Genomic DNA, 18,930 nt, shown 5'->3' on the forward strand with positions numbered 1-18,930 from the left:
CCCGCAGTCAATAGGAGCGCGCTCCGGCGAGGAATCGCCTCCCCACTAGCGCTGAACGGCTCTTTCCCCTCGGGACCCTGGCGACCGTGAGTCGTGATTCGGAGGACTCGAGCGCTTCCGCGGACCCGACGTAGGACCGTTCTCAGAAATCCCATGCCCCTCATCGCCTCCTCGTTGCTCCAGCGCGTCAGGCCGACCCACCCGTCTACCAAGCCCAAACCCGCAGGAGTGCGAATCCAAGCCAACGCACCAGCGCCGTGGCGAATCTACAGCACGATCAACTACTCATCCCTGTCACGGCCGATGTCCTAACCCTCCAAGGCTCGATAGGCTCGTACGAGGCTCCCTGCTTCGCTTGCCCAGTTGAGGGATTCCCGCACGGCTTTGAAACCATTCAGACTGTGCCGAGTCAATAGTTCAGGATCCTTTGCATAGGTTGCGATTGCAGCCGCGATGGCCTCTGGCGAGTCGGGATCCACGAGGAGGCCACAGTCGTGTTCCTCGAGGATCTGTCGCCACAGAGGAAAGTCTGAGGCAATGACGGGGACCCCAGAGGCCATGTATTCAAACATCTTGGTCGGCAGCGCATCTCTATGGTTCGGGGTATCACCCAGAACAACCAGACCAACCCGGCTCGAGCCGACGAGATCCCTTGCCGCTGGCGGAGCCACGGTCCCCTGGAAATCAACGCGGTCCCAACCTGCCTGCGTTGACAATGACTGGATAAATCCTGCGGCACCCCAGCCGGCCAACTTCAGTCTCCATCCGGTGGGCATCTGCTCTGAGCCGAGCGCTTCCACCATCACCCGTGTGCCTCGCGCCTCCGAGAGGCCACCAACGTAGACCACGGACAGGTCCCGGTGCTGAGGATCGGTCCACTGTTCTGAAGTGTCGAACTGTGGATAGTTTCGAACCACCGTAGTCCTTGCTTCATCGAATCGTTTGGCGACGACTTCGGTGGCGGCAATGACATGGTCGCTTCGATTGGCAATGCGCAAGAGCTGGTTCGCGATTGCGGCGACAGGAGCTCGCCAAGCATCAGGAAGATAGGGCTTGTGCATGACTTGGGAAGGCAGATCCTCGTGGGCGTCATAGATGACGCGCTTGCCACGGAAGCGCAGCAACGGAATCGCCCACACCAGTTCCGGATCATGGATATGGACAATTGAAGCTTCAGAGTTCATGGCGAATCGCACAGCCCTGATCGCCTCCAGCGTGACGCGGCGCAACCTGGGTGTGGATGGAACCCTGGTCACCGTCACCCCGGTATCGTTCACACGAAGGTCATTGTCGACAGCATATAGAGCGACGTCATAGCCCGCTTGAGCGAGGCTCGCAGCCTCCCTCAGGTGAATGCGGTTGTCAGTCCATGGGTGAGCTGAGGATAAGTGAAGAACTTTGGCGACCGTCTTGGCGTTCATCGGAGAATCCTCCTATAGGGTTCCGGTAACCTTTTCAAGCATTTCTTTTAATCTCATCGCTGAATCTCTATAGGTATAATAGTCCAGTACATGCTGACGACCGGCGCGGCCCCACGTTTCTCGCTGCGCGATATCCGTATTCACCATTTCAGTCATTGCTTGGGCTAGTTCATGGATTGAATCAGCCGAAACCGTGATTCCAGCTTTAGCGTCATCCACAATATTATTGACGGCATTGGAAGCGAATACTACAGGTCGTGCCGAGAGCAAATAGTCGAAGAGCTTGTTGAGGGCGATGCCATACCGATACAACTCCAGATCACGCATGTTGGCCACCAACGCGTCAGCTCCGGATAGGTAATTCAGAACATCCTCGCGAGGGATCCTGTCAGTCCACTCAACGAGGTGGTCGATTCTCAGTTTCTTCGCCATTTCCTTGAGCTCACTCTTGAGCGGCCCACCACCGACGATCTCCAATACAGCACGTTGTCGGGGATTTGAGATCGTGAACTGCTGGAACGATTCCAGAATCGTATCGACGGCGTTGGCGTGGCCCAGTGAACCCAAGTAGACGAATCTGAACGGCTTGTCAGGCTGTTCGCCGCCACGGACCAAATGACCTGCGCTCGTAGGTAGGTGTTGGCTGCCATTGACTCCGTTCGAGACCCAATAGAAAGGAATGTCGCCAAACCCCTTGGCCGCCAGATAGTCGTCGATGGCTGGCATCGGTGACATCACCGCATCGGACCTGGCGATCAACCACTTCTCCAATGCGCCAAGCCCCCTCGCGGGGAGACTGTTTGCCGAGAGTTTCCCGAGCTGAACCAAGGTGTCTGGCCAGATATCGCTGATCTCCAGGACGAACGGGACTGCGAATTTTTTGGCAAGACGCGCGCTAGCCCACGCTGCCACAGGATTGACGACCCTACCGATGACAACGTCCGGACGGGGAAGCGATTCAGTCGTCGTCGGAAGCATCAGCTTGGCGCCGAATGTAGCCATGTTCTTGATGCGGGACAGACCATTGCCAGAGTACTCCGCGCTCCTGATCCAGAGGGACTCTGTATTCCGCCATCGGACCAAACGGCGACGTTCCCCTTGTTTCAGATGCTGTCTGCCGTCAGGATGCGAGGTGCTCGCTGCAAGGACCGTGACCTGCCATTCTCCGCCGGCCAGTTCATCAGCCATCTCCAGATGGAGGCCAACCCAACCGTCCTTATCCGCGAAGGGTGTGTAGTGGTTGATTATCCAAGCGTTCTTCATTGCTTCGTCCCCTAGTGAAGATGATTTTCTACCGTGCTGGAATGCCCTTGACGACGCAGTTTGCCTCGACGTCACGTACAACGCAGGCCGAAGCACCGACTAGGCTCTTCTGACCGATGTGGAGACCTTGAAGAATGGTGGCAGACGCACCGATCAATGTTTCCGCGGCAATCACCACTTCGCCTGAAACTGTTGCAGCCGGATTCACGGAGACGAAGTCTTGCAACTCCGAATCATGCCCGATGGTCACATTGGGATTCACATGGACATGACGGCCCAGGCTGACGTTCGTCGAGATCTGCGCACCCGCACAAACTACCGTTCCGGGCTCGACCCGTACTCTGGAACCGCAATGGGCGATCGGATGGACAAGAGTTGCCGGTATCCACCCCAGGCCTTCGAGAGAGGTCGCGATCTTTACGCGAATCGCTGGGCTACCGATGCCTACCACGAAATATGTCTCCGGGCCGCCCCACCCCCTGGGGATAGCTCCTGCGTAACTGATACCCCGATCTCTCAGCCTCTGGAGGTTCAGCTCTGAGGGTGCATCATCAAAGATCCCGATGAGATTCCAGACGTCTCCGTCGGAGACTCTATTGATGGCTTCGACCACGTCAGCTACTTCACGCCCGAAGCCACCGGCGCCGACAACGGCCAGCCGAACAGCAGTCACGTGGCACTCTCGTGGGTATCGACCATGACTGCGTCCGGATCTGTTTTCTGGGATCCGGTGAACTCAGACATTGTTGCTTCCCCGTCAGCAGTGATGCCGCTGCGCTTCAGGACAGCAGCGAGAGTACGAAAAAGAATTCGTAGGTCCAATGCGGCGCTCATGGAGTCGACATACTTTACGTCCAGCTGGAATCGTTGCTCCCAGTTCAGATGGTTTCTTCCCGAGGACTGCGCGAGACCCGTGATCCCCGGACGCACCTCGTGCCGCCGTGCCTGTTCAGGGGAGTACCGCTCCAGATAGGAAACGAGCAGGGGGCGTGGCCCGACGAAGCTCATATCCCCCTGGAGGACATTCAACAAGGAGGGGAGCTCGTCCAGGCTTGTCGACCGCAGCCAACTGCCGAAGCGCGTCAGACGGTCCTTGTCGCTGACGAGTCCTGCCTCGCGGTCGACGCTCTTCATACTGCGGAACTTGTACATGCGGAACACCAGACCGTCCTTGCCAGGACGCTCCTGCGTGAAGAGGACCGGCGACCCGAGATTCTTCCGCACTGCTATCGCTGTCACTGCAATCACGGGAGAGGCAGCCACGATCAAGCCAGCAGCTCCGGCTACATCCACCACACGTTTCACCACACGGTAGGGAATCATTGAGGTACCACGGCAATAGCCAACGCTTCGATCACGCGCTCGAAATCGCCCCAACTCATCGACGAGCCACTCGGCAGGGTCAGCCCGTTCTCGAAGAGGTACTCTGATGATCCGTTTGTCAGACGCGGCTCGTCTCGGAACACAGGTTGCAAGTGCATCGGCTTCCACAGTGGCCGAGATTCTATATTGTGCTGGTCTAACACAGTTCGAACATCATTCGCGCTGACGCCCGCTACCTGCGGATCAATCACAATGGAGGACAACCAGAAGTTGTCCTCATCGTCCTCGGGGCCGCCGAAAATCTCGATGCCGGAGAACCCGGCGAAATGGTCCCGATAGCCCTGACGCCATTTCCGGCGTTGCTCAATCATCTCGTCCAACCGACTCAGCTGTGCTCGCCCCAAAGCTGCCAGAAGGTTGCTCATTCGATAGTTGTATCCGATTTCCGTGTGCTCATAGTGCACTACCGGCTGACGGGCTTGAGTCGAAAGATGCCTCACCCTCTGAGCGAGTGACTCATCACCAGTGACGAACATGCCTCCGCCTGACGTCGTCATGATCTTGTTCCCGTTGAACGAGAACACTGACGCCCGCCCGAAGCTCCCCGCGGCCTTTCCCTTATGGGTGGCCCCCAAAGACTCGGCCGAATCGCAGAGCATATCGACACCGTGAACTGCGCAGATGCTCGCCAATGCCGTGTAATCCACTGCTTTGCCCAGCAGGTCGACTGGAAGGACCAGTGCGGCAGGTGTTCCCCGTTCTTCCAGTTTCGTCAGGGCCTCATCCAAGAGCGCTGGGTCCATATTGCCCGTCACACGATCCGAGTCCACAAAAAATGGCGTGGCGCCCGTGTAAGCAATCGCATTGGCCGTGGCCGCGAACGTCATAGTCGAGGTGACGACGATGTCGTTCGGCCCCACCCCTTGAGCCAGAAGTCCCAAGTGCAATGCTGCGGTACCTGAGGCGAGGGCGACAGCGTGGTCGACGCCGGCGCGGTGCTTGATCTCTTCCTCGAACTGATCGACGTCTGGCCCGAGCGGAGCAATCCACCCAGACCGGATAGCCGCCACGACGTACTGCTCCTCGAGTTCTCCAACGTCAGGTTTGGACATCAGTATTCGTTCAAGTGGCACCCTAGACTCCAAGCTCTTCGTCGGCCTTGCCGCAACGTTCCAACCAAACGTCCTTATCCATGTCGATCGGCGAAAGCGTATGGACGTGGGCGTGGGAAATCTTCGGGTGATAGGGACGTTCGTCGCCCTCCCCCAGGCCGACGAGTTCCTCGTGCAACTTCTCACCCTCGCGAAGTCCGGTGAAGGAGATCTCGATGTCCTTGCCGGACATCTCGATCATGCGCTCGGCGATGTCCAGTATTTTGACTGGCTCGCCCATGTCCAAGATGAGCACCTCGGCGGGAGCGCCGATGGCACCGGCCTGAACCACCAGTTGGCACGCTTCAGGAATGGTCATGAAATACCGGGTGACATCCGGGTGCGTGACCGTGACCGGACCGCCCTTCTCAATGAGAGAGCGAAACGTTGGCAGCATGGAGCCTCGGCTGCCAATGACATTCCCGAAGCGAACAGACAGATATGGTCTGCCCGTCTCCTGCGCCACCCAGGCGGTCAGCTTCTCCGCAACCCGCTTGGAGTGGCCCAGTACGCTGGTCGGATTCGCGGCCTTGTCAGTGCTGATATTGATGAACGTTTCGACCTCGACGTCTCTGGCGGCGTTCAGAACGTTGAGGGACCCCAGGACATTCGTCTTCCAGGCCTCCTCTGGATACTGCTCCAACATCGGAAGGTGCTTGAGTGCTGCCGCATGGTAGACAACCTGAGGTTTGCGATCCCGAAAGATCTTCCTCAATGCTTCTGGTTCCCGGATGTCAGCGAGCACTACGTCTCGGGTGTGGAGCAGTCCATGTCCAACGACCCCCAACTGAGCCTCCTGTAGGCCCGTCTCATCCCGGTCCACCATGATGAGTTCGGACGGCGCCCACTTGGAGATTTGCCGACACAATTCTGACCCGATGGAGCCACCAGCTCCGGTGACCAAGACGCGTTTCCCAGCAATGTAGTCGGCGATGGACTCGACTTCGGTGTCCACCGGGTTTCGACCGATGAGATCCTCGATCGAGATGTCCCGCAAGTCCGAGAGCTTGGTATGGCCAGCCATGATCTGGTCCATCAGTGGAAGCACTCGCATATGCAGACCGGTTTCCTTGGCCGCGTCCGAGATCTCCCGGACCAATGTGGAGTCGGCTCGTCCGATGGCCAGCACCAGTTCCCTGGCGCCAGTCCTTTCCATGACATCCGCCATCTCACGGAAGCCACCCATCACCCTGACTCCCCGGATCTCCAGGTTGGACAGTTGAGGATCGTCATCAAGAAGGGCAACAGGTCGGTACTCTGAGTCCGCGTCCGTCTGCATGCGCCGGATGACCGTCTCGCCGAGGTAACCAGCTCCATAGACGATGGTGGCCTTTGCCCTGCGCCCGGGCTTACGTCGCCGCTCGATGGCAAGCCGGTAGAGGTACCGAACACCCAGCATGCAGATCAGCGCCATGGGAGTGGCAATAATCCCCGTGCTCCGGGGCATATTGAAAATGTCGCTCATGACCAGCATGAGCACCGTCGTGATCAGCCCTACAAGAACCACAATGTAGGTCAGCGACTTCACTTCATCGAAGGTGCCGTACACGTGCCGACCTCGATAGATCCCACTAATCAAGCCTAGGACGGCCTGTAGAGCCGCCGCCACGAGGCCGAAGAGCAGGAGTCGCCCCCAGCCCATCTGCGCGAAGTCGAACTCGTAGCGTAGCCAGGCGGCGAACAGCATGACAGCGAACCAGCTCACCATGTCGACGGCAAAGAACGCCGCCCTTGCCACGCGTGTTCGAGTCCGCCGGTTCATGATCCTCCAAGGTGTACGAGCTCAGGAGCCCTTTTGGCTCGCCAATGCCACTGGTCTGCCGAAGACCCCTCCGGGGACGACAGAATGCCACACAGATACTACGTCACGGCCTTTAGTCCGAAACAGGAAGATCGCACTGTTTCGATGGGGCCAGGTTCTTCAGGGGGACAGTACTTGATAGCGTGGCCAATACCGGATGAACGGCGGATAAACTCCCACGTCACACCCGGGCTATGAACTGATTTACTCCACCGTCACGGACTTCGCCAGGTTTCGCGGCTGGTCCACGTCATACCCCTTGGCGGTGGCCAACTCGCAGGCGAAGATCTGCAAGGGAACGGTAGTCAGCAGCGGCATGAGCATCGGCTGGGTTTCCGGCACGTAGAAGACCTGCTCGGCGTACTCCTTGACGGTCTCGTCTCCGGCCTCGGCCACCACGATGGTCTTGGCGCCGCGGGCCCGGACCTCCTGGATGTTGGAGACCACCTTGGCGTGCAGTGAGTGGCGGTCCATCGGGGAGGGCACCACCACGAAGACCGGCTGCCCCTCGTCGATGAGGGCGATGGGGCCGTGCTTGAGCTCGCCGGCGGCGAATCCCTCGGCGTGGATGTAGGCCAGCTCCTTGAGCTTGAGCGCGCCCTCGAGGGCCACCGGGTAGCCCACGTTGCGGCCGAGGAAAAGCACGGAGGAAGCCTCTGCCATGGCTCGGGCCAGGTCCTTGATCTGACTGGCATTGTCCAGGATCTGCTGGACCTTGGCCGGGATCTCCGCGAGGTCCGCCAGAATGTCCTTGATCTCCTGGCTGTACAGCTTCTTGGTCAGTTGGGCCATGTAGAGGCCGAGCAGGTAGGCGGCGGTGATCTGAGCCAGGAACGCCTTCGTGGAGGCCACGGCGATCTCGGGGCCGGCGTGGGTGTAGAGCACGGCGTCCGATTCGCGAGGGATGGTGGAGCCGTTGGTGTTGCAGATGGACACCGTGCGGGCGCCCTGTTCCTTGGCGTATCGCACGGCCATCAGCGTGTCCATGGTCTCGCCGGACTGGGAGATGGACACCACGAGGGTGTTGGCGTCGATGATGGGGTCCCGGTAGCGGAACTCATGGGAGAGCTCCACCTCCACAGGAATCCGGCACCAGCGCTCAATGGCGTACTTGGCCACCATGCCGGCGTAGGACGAGGTGCCACAGGCCAGGACGATGATCTTGCGGATCGACTTCAGCTCGTCCTCACTGATGCGCAGTTCATCGAGGATGAGATTGCCCTCAGCGTCGCTGCGGCCCAAGAGCGTGTCAGCCACTGCCTGAGGCTGATCGTAGATCTCCTTCTCCATGAACGTGGCGAAGCCACCCTTCTCAGCAGCGGCGGCATCCCAGTCGACGGTGAATTCCTTGCCCTGGGCTGGGTTGCCAAAGAAATCGGTGATCTCCACAGCGTCCGCGGTGATCGTGACCACCTGGTCCTGCTCGAGCTCCACGGCCCGGCGGGTGAAGTCGATGAAGCCGGAGACGTCTGAACCGAGGAAGTTCTCGCCCTCCCCCAGACCGACGACCAGCGGGGAGTTCTTGCGGGAGGCGACCACGCGGTCCGGATGGTCGGCGTGGACGGCCAGTAGCGTGAAGGCACCTTCGAGGCGCTGGCTGGTCAACTGCATGGCCTTGGTGAGGTCCTGCTCTGCCTCGTGGCGGTAGATGTGTCCGAGGAGCGCGGCGGCCACCTCGGTATCCGTCTCAGAACGGAACGTGACGCCGTTGGCCAGCAGTTCCTTCTTCAGCTCGGCGAAGTTCTCGATGATGCCGTTGTGGATCACGGACAGCTGATCACCGTCAGCCAGGTGGGGGTGGGCGTTCAGGTCCGTGGGGCCACCGTGTGTGGCCCACCGGGTGTGACCGATGCCCACCGACGCCACCGGTACCGGGCGCTCTTCCAGCTCCGTGGTGAGATTGGCGAGCTTGCCGGCCTTCTTGCGGTGCTCCACGGCGCCGTTGGCCACCACGGCGACTCCCGCAGAGTCATATCCGCGGTATTCGAGGCGCTTGAGGCCTTCCATGAGCACGTCCAGGGACGAGTGCTGGTTCAACTGAGAGGGCTGGCCAATGTAGCCGACGATTCCACACATGGGGACTAGGTTATCCCGCCGGGCGGGTGGTGCCGTGCATCGGCCACGCCCAAGGGGTTCACACACCTGCCCAGCCCCCATACGGTGGCGGGCATGAAGGCACTCACGTGGCAAGGCAAGCGCAACGTCAGCATCGAGAACGTGCCGGATCCGGTGATCCAGGCGCCCACGGACGCCATTGTCCGCATCACCTCCACCGCCATCTGTGGTTCGGACCTGCATCTCTACGAGGTCCTGGGCCCCTTCATGGACAAGGATGACGTGATCGGCCACGAGCCCATGGGCATCGTCGAGGAGGTCGGCTCCGCAGTGACCAACCTCTCCCCCGGCGACCGCGTGGTCATCCCCTTCAATATCTCCTGCGGACACTGCTGGATGTGCCAGCGCGGGCTGCAGTCCCAGTGCGAGACCACCCAGGTCACAGAGCAGGGCTCCGGGGCGGCCCTGCTGGGGTACTCCCGGCTCTACGGCTCCGTACCCGGTGGTCAGGCCGAGTACTTGCGAGTCCCGCACGCCGACTACGGCCCCATCAAGGTCCCGCATTCCGGTGAGGACGAACAGTGGCTCTACCTCTCAGACATCCTGCCCACCGCATGGCAGGGAGTGCAGTACGCCCAGGTGCCGAACGGCGGCTCACTCGCCGTCCTCGGTCTGGGTCCGGTCGGCCAGTTCGCGGCCAGGATCGGCCGGCATCTCGGCTACCGGGTGATCGGCGTGGATCCGGTGGCCGAACGCCGGGGCATGGCCGAGCGCCACGGCATTGAGACCATTGACCAGGACGAGCACGTGGCCGAGCGTCTGCGGCTGGCCACGGACGGGCGCGGCCCGGACGCCGTGCTGGACGCCGTCGGAATGGAAGCGCACGGTTCCCCGGCCGCCGGAGCCGCCCACGCCGCCGTCGGGCTTCTGCCTGACGCCCTGGGCAGGAAGGCGATGCAGTCCGCGGGGGTGGACCGGCTGGCCGCCTTGCACACGGCCATTGAGGCTGTCAGACGCGGCGGGACCATCTCCTTGTCCGGCGTCTACGGCGGGATGGCCGATCCGATGCCGATGCTCACCGTGTTCGACAAGCAGATCACCCTGACCATGGGCCAGTGCAACGTGAAGCACTGGATCGATGACCTCATGCCCCTCGTGGATGACCCCTCCGACCCGCTCGGCACCTTGGACCTGGCCACCCATCGGGTGCCATTGGACCGCGCGCCGGAGATGTACGAGACGTTCCAGAAGAAGGAGGACGGCTGCATCAAGGTCATCCTCAAGCCCGAGATCGCACCCGTCACCTCCACGGTTCCCGTGGTGCCGCCCGAAGGGGAGATCTGATGCGCGTGGTGGTCCTCGGGGCCACCGGCAACGTGGGCACCGCCCTGCTGCACCGGCTGCAGGCCGCCCGGGCCTCCGGCGAGGTGGATTCCATCGTCGGGGTGTCCCGGGCCGGACCGTCCCGGCCCGCCCTTCGAGGGCGTGGAATGGCACCGAGTGGATGTCACGGATCACGACGCCGGCCCTCGCCTGGAGCAGGCGATGCGCGGCGCGGACGCGGTGGTGGACCTGGTCTGGGTGATCCGGCCCAACCGGGACCGGGAGGTTCCTGCGGGCGGTCAACGTGGAGGGCCATCGCACGGTGTTCCAGGCCGTAGCCCACGCCAGCGTCCCGCACCTGGTGTACGCCTCATCGATCGGTGCCTACGGCAAGGGTTCCAAGACCGTCCCCGTGGACGAATCCCACCCCACCACCGGCACACCGACCTCGCATTACGGGGCACAGAAGGCCGAGGTGGAGGACCTGCTGGATGCCTTCGAGGCGGAGAACCCCGGGACCCTGGTCACCCGGTTGCGGCCGGGGCTGATCTTCGGGGCGGTGCCGGCACCGGAGATCAAGGACTACTTCCTCGGCGATCTGGTCCCGGCCCGGCTGTTGACGTGGTTGCTGGCCGTGGGACGTCTGCCGGTGCTGCCATTCCCGAGGGGCATCCGGTTCCAGGCCGTTGCGGCGGCGGACATCGCGGAGGCCTACTGGCAGGTGGTCCGCCAGCAGTCGGGCGGCGCGTTCAACGTGGCCGCAGAGCCGGTGTTGGACGCCCAGACTCTCGGTCAACTGCTCGGTTCCCACCGGTACCTGGAGTTGCCGGTGCCGGTGTTCAAGGGCCTGGCAGCCGCCACCTACGCGGCCCGTCTGCAGCCGACAGACCCCGGCTGGGTGGACATGGCGGCCACCGCCCCAATCATGGACACCACGAGACTGCGGGAGACGACCGGCTGGACCGAGACCGTCAGTTCTCAGCAGGCGCTCCGGGCACTGCTGGACGGCTTCGACGGTGCCGAGGGTCTCGGCAACGCCGGCCACCGCCCGAGTTCTCCGCTCGAATAGTGGCCGGCGGGGGGGGATAGAACTCAGGAGCTCAGGAGGCCAGGAACCGGGTGTCCATCGTTTCCTCGCTGATGCGGCGCACCCTGGCCTGTTGGTCTTGCGCCTGCTGGTAGAGATCCCTCATCCGCTGGCCGTCCAGGCCGGCTCCGGGAAAGCGCTCCGCCAGCTTGGCCAGCACGGCGTACATACCGGCCTTGCCCTGCAAGGCGCTCTGGAGGACGTCCATCTCCACCTGAGTCATCCCCTCGGACTTCGAGCGGCTGATGTTCACCGGGTTGAGCCGGCCGGCCGTCTCAGCGGCGAGACCCAAGGCGTTCTCCACCACAGACTGACGCAGGTCCAACCTCTCGATCAGAGCCTTCAGCTCATCCTGCTCCTCGCTGACCTGCCGGGCGAGCTCCAGGAACTCCTCCTCATACTGAGTGCCGTTCCACGAGCTCGCGGCGGCCTGGAACAGGCGGACTCCACTCTTGGAGCCGAGGAGGTGGTGATTCAGATAGTCCTGCAGTTCGCCGCGGTTCAGGGTGCCATCGGGAGAATCCATGCTCCTCTACATACGCGTTCGGCCACCCCCATGGCAAGGGGTGGCCGGACGCGTAGGTGCGTAGTGGGGGGGTTCGACTAAACCGAGACGAGCGAGGAATCGATGCCCCTGGCCATCGCCTCCGAATCATGTGACGGTGCGGCCTGGGCCGCGCTCACCGGGGCTGCGATGACGGCAGCCGTCACGGCGCCCGCCGCGAGGGCTCTCACTCTGTGTTTCGGTCTGTGGGCAAAGTCCTGCGCCAAAAACATCCCCTTGTCAAAGGTACACAGGCAATTCACAGGGTTTTCGATGATTGCCTACGAGATGACTGCGAGTGAGCCGCGGGGCGGCGCAAGATCTGCGGGGCGGTGGGGAATTCCAGCGAGAACTGCACCCATCAAGGACTGGCACAGCGCGCCTCCATGACGCGCTTGTGACGTCAGGCCGCGAAGAATGCGGTGACGGTGTCCGCCCAGAGCTGCTGGCCGGCGTCGTTCGGGTTGACCTCGTCCACCAGCAGGGATTCCCAGTCCCCGGCCTCCTCGAAGGCGGCGAACACATCGATCACCGGCAGCTGGCGCTCCTCGGCGGCGGCGCGCATGGCATCCCGGTTGGTATCGGCGTAGCCGATCCAGGTGGGCAGCGCCGGGTTCTGGGCGGTCAGCACCACGGGGGCGGTGCCCTCACCGCCGGCATCCAAACTCCCGAGCAGCTCGTCCAAGGAGGAGGCCACCGCCTCCGGGGCGCCCCAGTGGCCGTAGTTGAGGATCGTCAGGTCAGCCTCGGGCTCGATCATGCCGTCCAACTCCAGCGGGAAACCGGGATTGCCCTCGTTGGCGGAGGCGTTCCAGATGGTGACGGTCCGCTCACCCTCACCGAAATCGCGGGTCTCCGGGAACCAGGTGCCGGACTCCGGGTTCCAGGTGTGCACGCTGACAGACACTTCGGCGCCGAGCTCCGCCGCCCAGCGGTAGACCCACTCGCTGCTGGTGTTGGAGGTGGAGTCTCCGAGCACGTTGATCACCGCGTCCTCGCTGCCGTTGACCACGTCCCGCGCGGCCGCGGTGGCGGCCTCCACCGGATCAGCCGGCGCCTCCTCCACCGCCTCCGTGGCCGAGGGGCTCGGAGAGGCCTCGCCCGAACCCGCGGGGGCCTCCTGGGACGCCCCCGCGTCCCGCGCGGACTCGGCATCCGCACGGTAGGCCCGTTGCTGAGTGAAGAGAACCATGAGTAGAGCGACGACGGCCAGAACCAGCACGATGAGCGCCGTCCACTGCAGCTTTGATGCCGGACTCTGAGGGGTTTTCGGCCGGGAGGTTCCTCGTTTGTCTCTCACAGGGGCAGATCCTACCGGGTGCATGGCACGCTCAATGGTTCACCGTGATGTTCACCGTCCCGATGGTGACGGCCACGGTGCACCCTCCGGTACCGGCGGCCGGGGGCACCTCCGGTTCCTCGGCGGGCTGACCCACCTGAACCTCGACATCCAGTTCCTCCAACACGGCGGCAATGGGATTCGCGAAGGTCGTGCTGCCGTCCGTGGAACCGGCGAACAGCAGACCCACCACCCGGCGGTCCGCGTCCAGGACCACCGAGCCGGAGTCCCCGCCGTCGGAGAAGCGCTCGGACCGCTCCGCGTCAGTGGTGATGCGCACCTGCCGCCGGAACGTCCGGCTGCCCAGGCCGTCGCCGTAGTCGAGGCTGAGCGAGGCCTCCGTGGAGGCCACGGTTCCGGCGGTGTGCTCCGTGGTCCGGCCCCGCTTCTGGACCTCCAACCCCGGGGCAGCCTCCGCGATGCCGGTCACGCTGCCGACCCCGGTGACCTCGGCGGACCACTGCCGTCCCTCGTCGAGGGTCACCACGGCGCCGTCGGTGTTCTCGGTCAGCTGCGCCCTCGTCAGGGTGCCGAACTCATCGGCGGCCGGGTCGCCGCCGTCGGGCCGGCCGGGCTGGACCATGCGGTCCCCCGCGCTCCACTGATCGTCCACGCAGGCCACGTGGAAGTTGGTCATGGCCATGACCGCGCCCGAGCCCCGGTCCCGAACCAACGCCCCGAGCGTCCCGACGAACGTGTACTCGCCCTCCTCCGCCACGTCCGGAGGCGCCAGGGACACGGCACGGGACGGGCCCATGCTGATGCCTCCGGCCAGCACCGGGTACCGGGAGCCGTCCACCTGGCGCCCCTCCTCCACGCGCTGCCGGGCCGACTGGAGCTCGATCACCATCTCCTGCACATCGGTGGGGACCCCCTCGATCTCCGCCGGGATGAGCTCGTCCGAGGCCAGCTCCGCCTCTGGCTTCTTCCGGGTGACGAAGATGAGGATGCTGGGCTCGCCGGTACCCCGGCCACCCCGCACCTTCTCCCCCAGGTCCACGCCCACGACGCCGGGCCGCCCCAACAGCTCGTCCTCGGCGTGCTCCTTGACCGGCTTGATCGCCGCGATCTCGTGGCGTGCGGGCACGCCGTCCCGGTGTTCCATCAGAAGGCCTCCTCCGGGTAGGGCCCTGCCGACCCCGTTGGCCGACATCGCGGGCCACCCTGGTGCTGGGTCAATTCAACGCCCGCGCGGTGCCCGGGGTCCAGAGCCGGTGCGTTCCAGCTGGGGAAATCGCCCGGCACCCACGAGGCCGGCGTCACAGTGTGTACCGAACCGCATGGATAATGGACGGGTGACTCGACCCGCCGCACCCGGCACCGGACTCCCCCAGGCCACGCCTGTCACCGCCGCCGGGCCCATCACCTGGGCCGGTTCTCCGCCTGAACCGGACACCAGTGAGAACCACTATTCCCCCTTCGTGGAGCTCGAGCGGGACACCTGGGCCCGGCTGGCCAATGAGATGGAACAGCCCTTCGACCAGTCAGACATCGAGCGGCTGCGGGGCATCGGCGAACAGCTCTCCCTGCGCGAGGTGGCCGAGGTCTACCTGCCCCTGTCCCGGCTGCTGAGCATCAACGTGGACGCCGCCGCCCACCTGCGCCGGGCCTCCAATGAGTTCCTCGGCGAGTCCACCCGGCGCACCCCCTTCGTGATCGGCGTGGCCGGCTCTGTGGCCGTGGGCAAATCCACCACCGCCCGCGTGCTCCAGGAGATGTTGCGCCGCTGGCCCAACACCCCGCGGGTGGAGCTCATCACCACGGATGGCTTCCTGTACCCCAACGCCGAGCTGGAACGCCGGGGCCTCATGCAGCGCAAGGGATTCCCGGAGTCCTATGACCGACGCCGGCTCATGCGGTTCGTCGCCGACGTCAAGTCGGGTGCCCCGGAGGTCCGGGCCCCCATGTACTCCCACCTCACCTATGACATCCTCCCGCACGAGGAGGTGGTGGTGCACCGCCCGGACGTGCTGATCATCGAGGGCCTCAACGTGCTCGCCCCGCCGCGGATCCGCTCGGACGGCACCGCCGGGTTGAGCGTCTCCGACTTCTTCGACTACTCGATCTACGTGGACGCCAAGACCACCGCCATCAAGCAGTGGTACACCGAGCGGTTCATGCGGCTGCGCTCCGGGGCCTTCGCAGACCCGAAGAGCTACTTCCACCGCTACTCCAAGCTCTCCGACGCCGAGGCCACCGAGACCTCCTCAGACATCTGGGACCGCATCAACGGCCCCAACCTCATCCAGAACGTGCTGCCCACCCGTGGCCGCGCCAAGCTGGTGATGACCAAGGACGCCGGCCATGCGGTGACGCGCGTGCTCCTGCGGAAGGTCTGACCATGCCCCTCCCCCTCTCCACCCCATCCCCCCAACTCTCCACCCCGTCCCCCCAACGCAAAGTGACATCACCCCCACCCAGGGGACGGGGTCTCGTCACTTTGTGCCTGAGGGCCGGCGCGATGCTCGGGGCGGTGACGTTGACCCTGACGGGTTGTGCCACGGCCGAACCGCCGGCCGGCTCCCCCTCCGACCACGCCACCGCCGATCCCTCTTCCTCTTCCTCTTCCTCTACTTCCTCTACTTCCTCCTCGTCTACGTCGTTCTCGCCGCCCGTCATGTCCAGCCCCGCCTCGCCGTCCTCGGAGCCGGAGCCGGACCTCGACCACACCGACCCTGCCTCCATCCACGTGCTGGTCAACAAGCAGCACCCCTTGGAGCCGGCCGACTACGCGCCGGAGGATCTGAGCGTGCCGGACGTGCCGTCGCAACGCACCGGTTTGGAGCTGCGCCAGGAGGCCGCCGGCGCGGCCGAGGAGCTGTTCGCCGCGGCGGCCGCAGACGGGGTGGACCTGAGCCTGGTCAGCGCCTACCGCTCCTACGGGTACCAGCAGGGCACCTACGCCGGATGGGTGGAGAAGTACGGCCAGGCCGAGGCAGACCGCATCTCGGCGCGGCCCGGCTACTCGGAACACCAGACCGGCCTGGCCATGGACGTGGGTGCCGCGGATGGAACCTGCGCCCTGGAGCAGTGCTTCGGAGAGACCCCCGAGGGCGCCTGGGTGGCGGAGCACGCCGCCGAGCACGGATGGATCATCCGTTATCCGGACGGCGCCGAGGACACCACGGGGTACTCCCCCGAGCCCTGGCACCTGCGGTACCTGGGCACCCAGGAGGCTGCCGACGTCGTGCGTTCTGGTGGGGTGCTGGAGACCGCCTGGGGCCTCGGGGCGGCGCCGGGGTACTGACGTGGACGCGTGAGCATTGCTGGCCGCATCCGAATCAGGCTAGTGCCGGTCATTCGGGTCCGTCGGACTCCAGGCGCCGGCGATCAACCGGAGACGGGCCAACGCTTCGGGGCCGCCTTCGATGGATTCCACGATGCTACGGTTCTTCGCGGCGGCCAGATGTCCTGTGAGGTTGGCCAGGTGCGCCTTCTCTGCTGGGTTGAATTCGGTTCCCCGGATGTCGGACGCTCGCAATCGGGTGGCCAAGATCAGGGCGTCTGTCAGATGCCTGTCCCGGTTGGAGTCGATGAGGATGCGGAGGGCGGCCCCCTTTCCGATCAGGATCCCCAGGAAGCTGGTCAAGTTCAACGAGCCCACCACCTCGCCGGCCTGAACTTGGACGGTTTCCGACTTGCGCAGGGCTTGTTCCAGTCCTGGAGCCGCGATGGTGGTCCCGCCAGTCACTCCTGTACGAGACTCGAGTCGCTCACCCGTGAATCTCGGAATGAGGACGTCGACCGTCGCAGAACCACGAACCCACCGGTGTTCGTGCCCGGCCGGCGACCTTCCTGCTGACGTGAATCCGAGGTCAACAAGCGATTGGGTGAACTCCCTCAACGCGTTTGGGTTGAGGCGTACATCCAGCCCGGTGTCTGCGTCGGTGGTCGGGCGGACGTAGGGGGCGTCGCGCTCGATGGCGCGCAGGTACACGGCTTGACCGCCGACCAGTGTCCAGTAGCTCGGATAGACCTCGTGGATCTCGAACAGCGCGTGCCAGGCGGATTCCTGTGCTGGAGGCATTTCCGGGAGTCTAATCACGACCCACCTGCTCGCGGATGATCTCGCGGGATGCCTGTAGTTCCCGGACGCCGCCACGTTCGGACAGATCGGCCGCCACGAAGAGCGGAGGAACCGGCCCATTCAGCTCCGCGACATGAAGCAAGACGCTGCCCTTCCCCACAGGGGTCTCCACCATCAGGTAGTCACGCACTACTGATTCCAGGTCGTCCGGTGAGACATACCCTTCAACTTCGCGCGCCGCCAGAAGCCCGGACTGTTCATGGGACACCCCTGACAGCTTCATTCGTGAGTCTTCACGCAACTCAGGCAAGTCTCCGTCTTGGACCGCATAGACCTTGCGCCGAGCACGGCGCGCGAGCAGGGACGCCAGGAGTAGTTCGGGGTGATCTTCCGCGGAGAGCCTCGATGCGATTCCGCGGAATCGGTGGCTTCGCTGGGCGTCCACATCAAGGCCTTCCAACCATCTGGCCAGCAGGAGCGCGTTCTGGGCGGACATTGGCCGGCCGGGAAGACGCCTCGGCATTGAGCCGGGCGTTTCGATGATCCATATCCGTCCGGCACGGCTTGCGGCCAGTTCCCCGTCCTTGACCAACTGCCGTACACGCCGTTCGGACAGGCCAGATCGGTGCGCGTACTCAGATACCGTCAACTGCATTCCATAATCATACCGATAGCGGAACTTATATGGAATAGCTTGCTGAGCTAGTCCTAGCTTCAAGGGCATCCGCAAGGAGAAGTAGACCACCGCCGAAGGTGCCGTGACCGCGGTGTGGCCGGGGCCGGCGTCGGGCTCTGGTTGACGGTCCGAACGCAACCGGAACAGAGCCGTTTCGTGCTGTCCGTTTGCACGGCGCGGGGGCACACTTCTGCTAGTCGGCTCCGGCACGGCGCCGGACCACCAGTGGAAGGCACCGTCATGAGAAAGCCACTCGCCGCCGCAGGGACCTTCGCCCTGGCCATCGGCCTGGCCACCGGCCTGAGCGCCGCCGCCCCACCACCTGCCGCCGCTGCCCCCTACTGCGGCATCTACTGGGGCTCCCTGGCCAAATCCAACGCCACCATGACCAGCGCGCAGGTGACCGGGGTCCGCACCGGACGCCACACCTGCTACGACCGGATGGTGGTGGACCTCCGCGGAGACGTGAAGGGCTACGACGTCCGCTACACCTCCGTGCATCGGGAGGGATCGGGCCAGTACGTGCCGCTCTGGGGAGCCGGGGACATCCGGATCACCGTGAAGTCCCCCGCGTACAACTCCTCCGGTCAGGCCACCTACGCCCCCGTCAGCTGGAACAACGCCAAGAACGTCACCGGCTACCGGACCTTCCGGCAGGTCGCCTATGCCGGCAGCTTCGAGGGGCAGACCACCTTCGGGCTCGGGGTGCGGGCGCGGCTGCCGTTCCGGGTGTTCGTGCTCGATGGGCCCGGGAGCGGATCCCGGCTGGTGGTGGACGTGGCGCACTCCTGGTGACGATCGGCGTCCTTGAAGGCGCCGGGCGGCAGCTGGGCGGCAGCTGGGCGGCAACCGATCTGTGGCCGGATGCCGCCCGGCGGCTCGAAACGCCTACCAACCGTGACCATAAGGCGACCGGTTCG

Annotated in this window: 17 protein-coding genes; 5 read left to right on the forward strand and 12 right to left on the reverse strand. The window is 64.0% G+C overall.

From position 1 onward, the window contains the following. Positions 1 to 308: 308 nt before the first annotated feature. The 7 genes from IMT31_RS04585 to glmS all read right to left on the reverse strand — a co-directional run bounded on the left by IMT31_RS04585 (position 309) and on the right by glmS (position 9,035). Entirely contained in the window at positions 309 to 1,421 is a 1,113-nt protein-coding gene (locus IMT31_RS04585) for a glycosyltransferase (protein ID WP_413543931.1), read from the reverse strand. Between the two features lie 12 nt (positions 1,422 to 1,433). Beyond that, positions 1,434 to 2,609, reverse strand: coding sequence for a glycosyltransferase family 4 protein (locus IMT31_RS04590; RefSeq protein WP_413543932.1), 1,176 nt, complete (start codon positions 2,607 to 2,609; stop codon positions 1,434 to 1,436). Positions 2,610 to 2,712: 103 nt separating this feature from the next. After that, a complete protein-coding gene (locus tag IMT31_RS04595) occupies positions 2,713 to 3,357 on the reverse strand; it encodes an acetyltransferase (RefSeq protein ID WP_413543933.1) in 645 nt (214 codons plus the stop codon). Further along, positions 3,354 to 4,007 carry a sugar transferase gene (locus IMT31_RS04600; RefSeq protein WP_413543934.1) on the reverse strand — a complete coding sequence of 218 codons (654 nt, stop codon included), beginning with the start codon at positions 4,005 to 4,007 and terminating at the stop codon, positions 3,354 to 3,356. The genes IMT31_RS04595 and IMT31_RS04600 overlap by 4 nt, the downstream gene beginning before the upstream one ends. After that, positions 4,004 to 5,119: a DegT/DnrJ/EryC1/StrS family aminotransferase gene (locus tag IMT31_RS04605; RefSeq protein ID WP_413543935.1), complete on the reverse strand. Its 1,116-nt coding sequence runs from the start codon at positions 5,117 to 5,119 to the stop codon at positions 4,004 to 4,006. Before IMT31_RS04605 ends, IMT31_RS04600 begins: the two co-directional genes overlap by 4 nt. A gap of 22 nt (positions 5,120 to 5,141) precedes the next feature. Then, on the reverse strand, positions 5,142 to 6,920 hold the full coding sequence (locus IMT31_RS04610) for a polysaccharide biosynthesis protein (RefSeq protein WP_413543936.1): 1,779 nt from the start codon (positions 6,918 to 6,920) through the stop codon (positions 5,142 to 5,144). A 243-nt stretch (positions 6,921 to 7,163) separates the two neighbouring features. Beyond that, positions 7,164 to 9,035, reverse strand: a complete 1,872-nt coding sequence (gene glmS / locus IMT31_RS04615) for a glutamine--fructose-6-phosphate transaminase (isomerizing) (protein ID WP_413543937.1) — start codon at positions 9,033 to 9,035, stop codon at positions 7,164 to 7,166. Positions 9,036 to 9,128: 93 nt separating this feature from the next. Here glmS and IMT31_RS04620 point away from each other — a divergent pair, with 93 nt between their 5' ends. Both IMT31_RS04620 and IMT31_RS04625 read left to right on the forward strand, forming a co-directional pair. After that, the gene (locus IMT31_RS04620; RefSeq protein ID WP_413543938.1) at positions 9,129 to 10,358 is read left to right on the forward strand and encodes a zinc-dependent alcohol dehydrogenase; all 1,230 of its coding nucleotides are present in this window, start codon (positions 9,129 to 9,131) and stop codon (positions 10,356 to 10,358) included. Positions 10,359 to 10,659: 301 nt separating this feature from the next. Then, positions 10,660 to 11,406: an NAD-dependent epimerase/dehydratase family protein gene (locus IMT31_RS04625; RefSeq protein ID WP_413543939.1), complete on the forward strand. Its 747-nt coding sequence runs from the start codon at positions 10,660 to 10,662 to the stop codon at positions 11,404 to 11,406. 31 nt (positions 11,407 to 11,437) lie between these two features. Here IMT31_RS04625 and IMT31_RS04630 read toward each other — a convergent pair whose 3' ends face one another. From IMT31_RS04630 to IMT31_RS04640, 3 genes are all read right to left on the reverse strand, one after another. Then, on the reverse strand, positions 11,438 to 11,950 hold the full coding sequence (locus IMT31_RS04630; protein ID WP_413543940.1) for a hypothetical protein: 513 nt from the start codon (positions 11,948 to 11,950) through the stop codon (positions 11,438 to 11,440). Positions 11,951 to 12,371: 421 nt separating this feature from the next. Then, positions 12,372 to 13,160 carry an SGNH/GDSL hydrolase family protein gene (locus IMT31_RS04635; RefSeq protein ID WP_413543941.1) on the reverse strand — a complete coding sequence of 263 codons (789 nt, stop codon included), beginning with the start codon at positions 13,158 to 13,160 and terminating at the stop codon, positions 12,372 to 12,374. A gap of 139 nt (positions 13,161 to 13,299) precedes the next feature. Next, on the reverse strand, positions 13,300 to 14,412 hold the full coding sequence (locus IMT31_RS04640; RefSeq protein ID WP_413543942.1) for a hypothetical protein: 1,113 nt from the start codon (positions 14,410 to 14,412) through the stop codon (positions 13,300 to 13,302). Positions 14,413 to 14,602: 190 nt separating this feature from the next. Between IMT31_RS04640 and coaA the strand changes: the two genes are divergently transcribed. Both coaA and IMT31_RS04650 read left to right on the forward strand, forming a co-directional pair. Further along, positions 14,603 to 15,646: a type I pantothenate kinase gene (gene coaA / locus IMT31_RS04645; RefSeq protein WP_413543943.1), complete on the forward strand. Its 1,044-nt coding sequence runs from the start codon at positions 14,603 to 14,605 to the stop codon at positions 15,644 to 15,646. Positions 15,647 to 15,924: 278 nt separating this feature from the next. Continuing rightward, positions 15,925 to 16,554, forward strand: a complete 630-nt coding sequence (locus IMT31_RS04650; RefSeq protein ID WP_413543944.1) for a M15 family metallopeptidase — start codon at positions 15,925 to 15,927, stop codon at positions 16,552 to 16,554. A gap of 39 nt (positions 16,555 to 16,593) precedes the next feature. Here the strand turns inward: IMT31_RS04650 and IMT31_RS04655 are convergent, their stop codons facing one another. Together IMT31_RS04655 and IMT31_RS04660 are read right to left on the reverse strand one after the other, a co-directional pair. Beyond that, positions 16,594 to 17,334, reverse strand: coding sequence for a hypothetical protein (locus IMT31_RS04655; RefSeq protein WP_413543945.1), 741 nt, complete (start codon positions 17,332 to 17,334; stop codon positions 16,594 to 16,596). Positions 17,335 to 17,344: 10 nt separating this feature from the next. Then, positions 17,345 to 17,989: a helix-turn-helix domain-containing protein gene (locus IMT31_RS04660; protein ID WP_413543946.1), complete on the reverse strand. Its 645-nt coding sequence runs from the start codon at positions 17,987 to 17,989 to the stop codon at positions 17,345 to 17,347. 261 nt (positions 17,990 to 18,250) lie between these two features. On the opposite strand from IMT31_RS04660, the gene IMT31_RS04665 reads away from it, so the two are divergent. Further along, on the forward strand, positions 18,251 to 18,805 hold the full coding sequence (locus tag IMT31_RS04665; protein WP_345360885.1) for a hypothetical protein: 555 nt from the start codon (positions 18,251 to 18,253) through the stop codon (positions 18,803 to 18,805). Positions 18,806 to 18,930: the final 125 nt, after the last annotated feature.

Origin of the sequence: Citricoccus nitrophenolicus (assembly GCF_047305825.1) — a bacterium.
Lineage (GTDB): Bacteria > Actinomycetota > Actinomycetes > Actinomycetales > Micrococcaceae > Citricoccus > Citricoccus nitrophenolicus.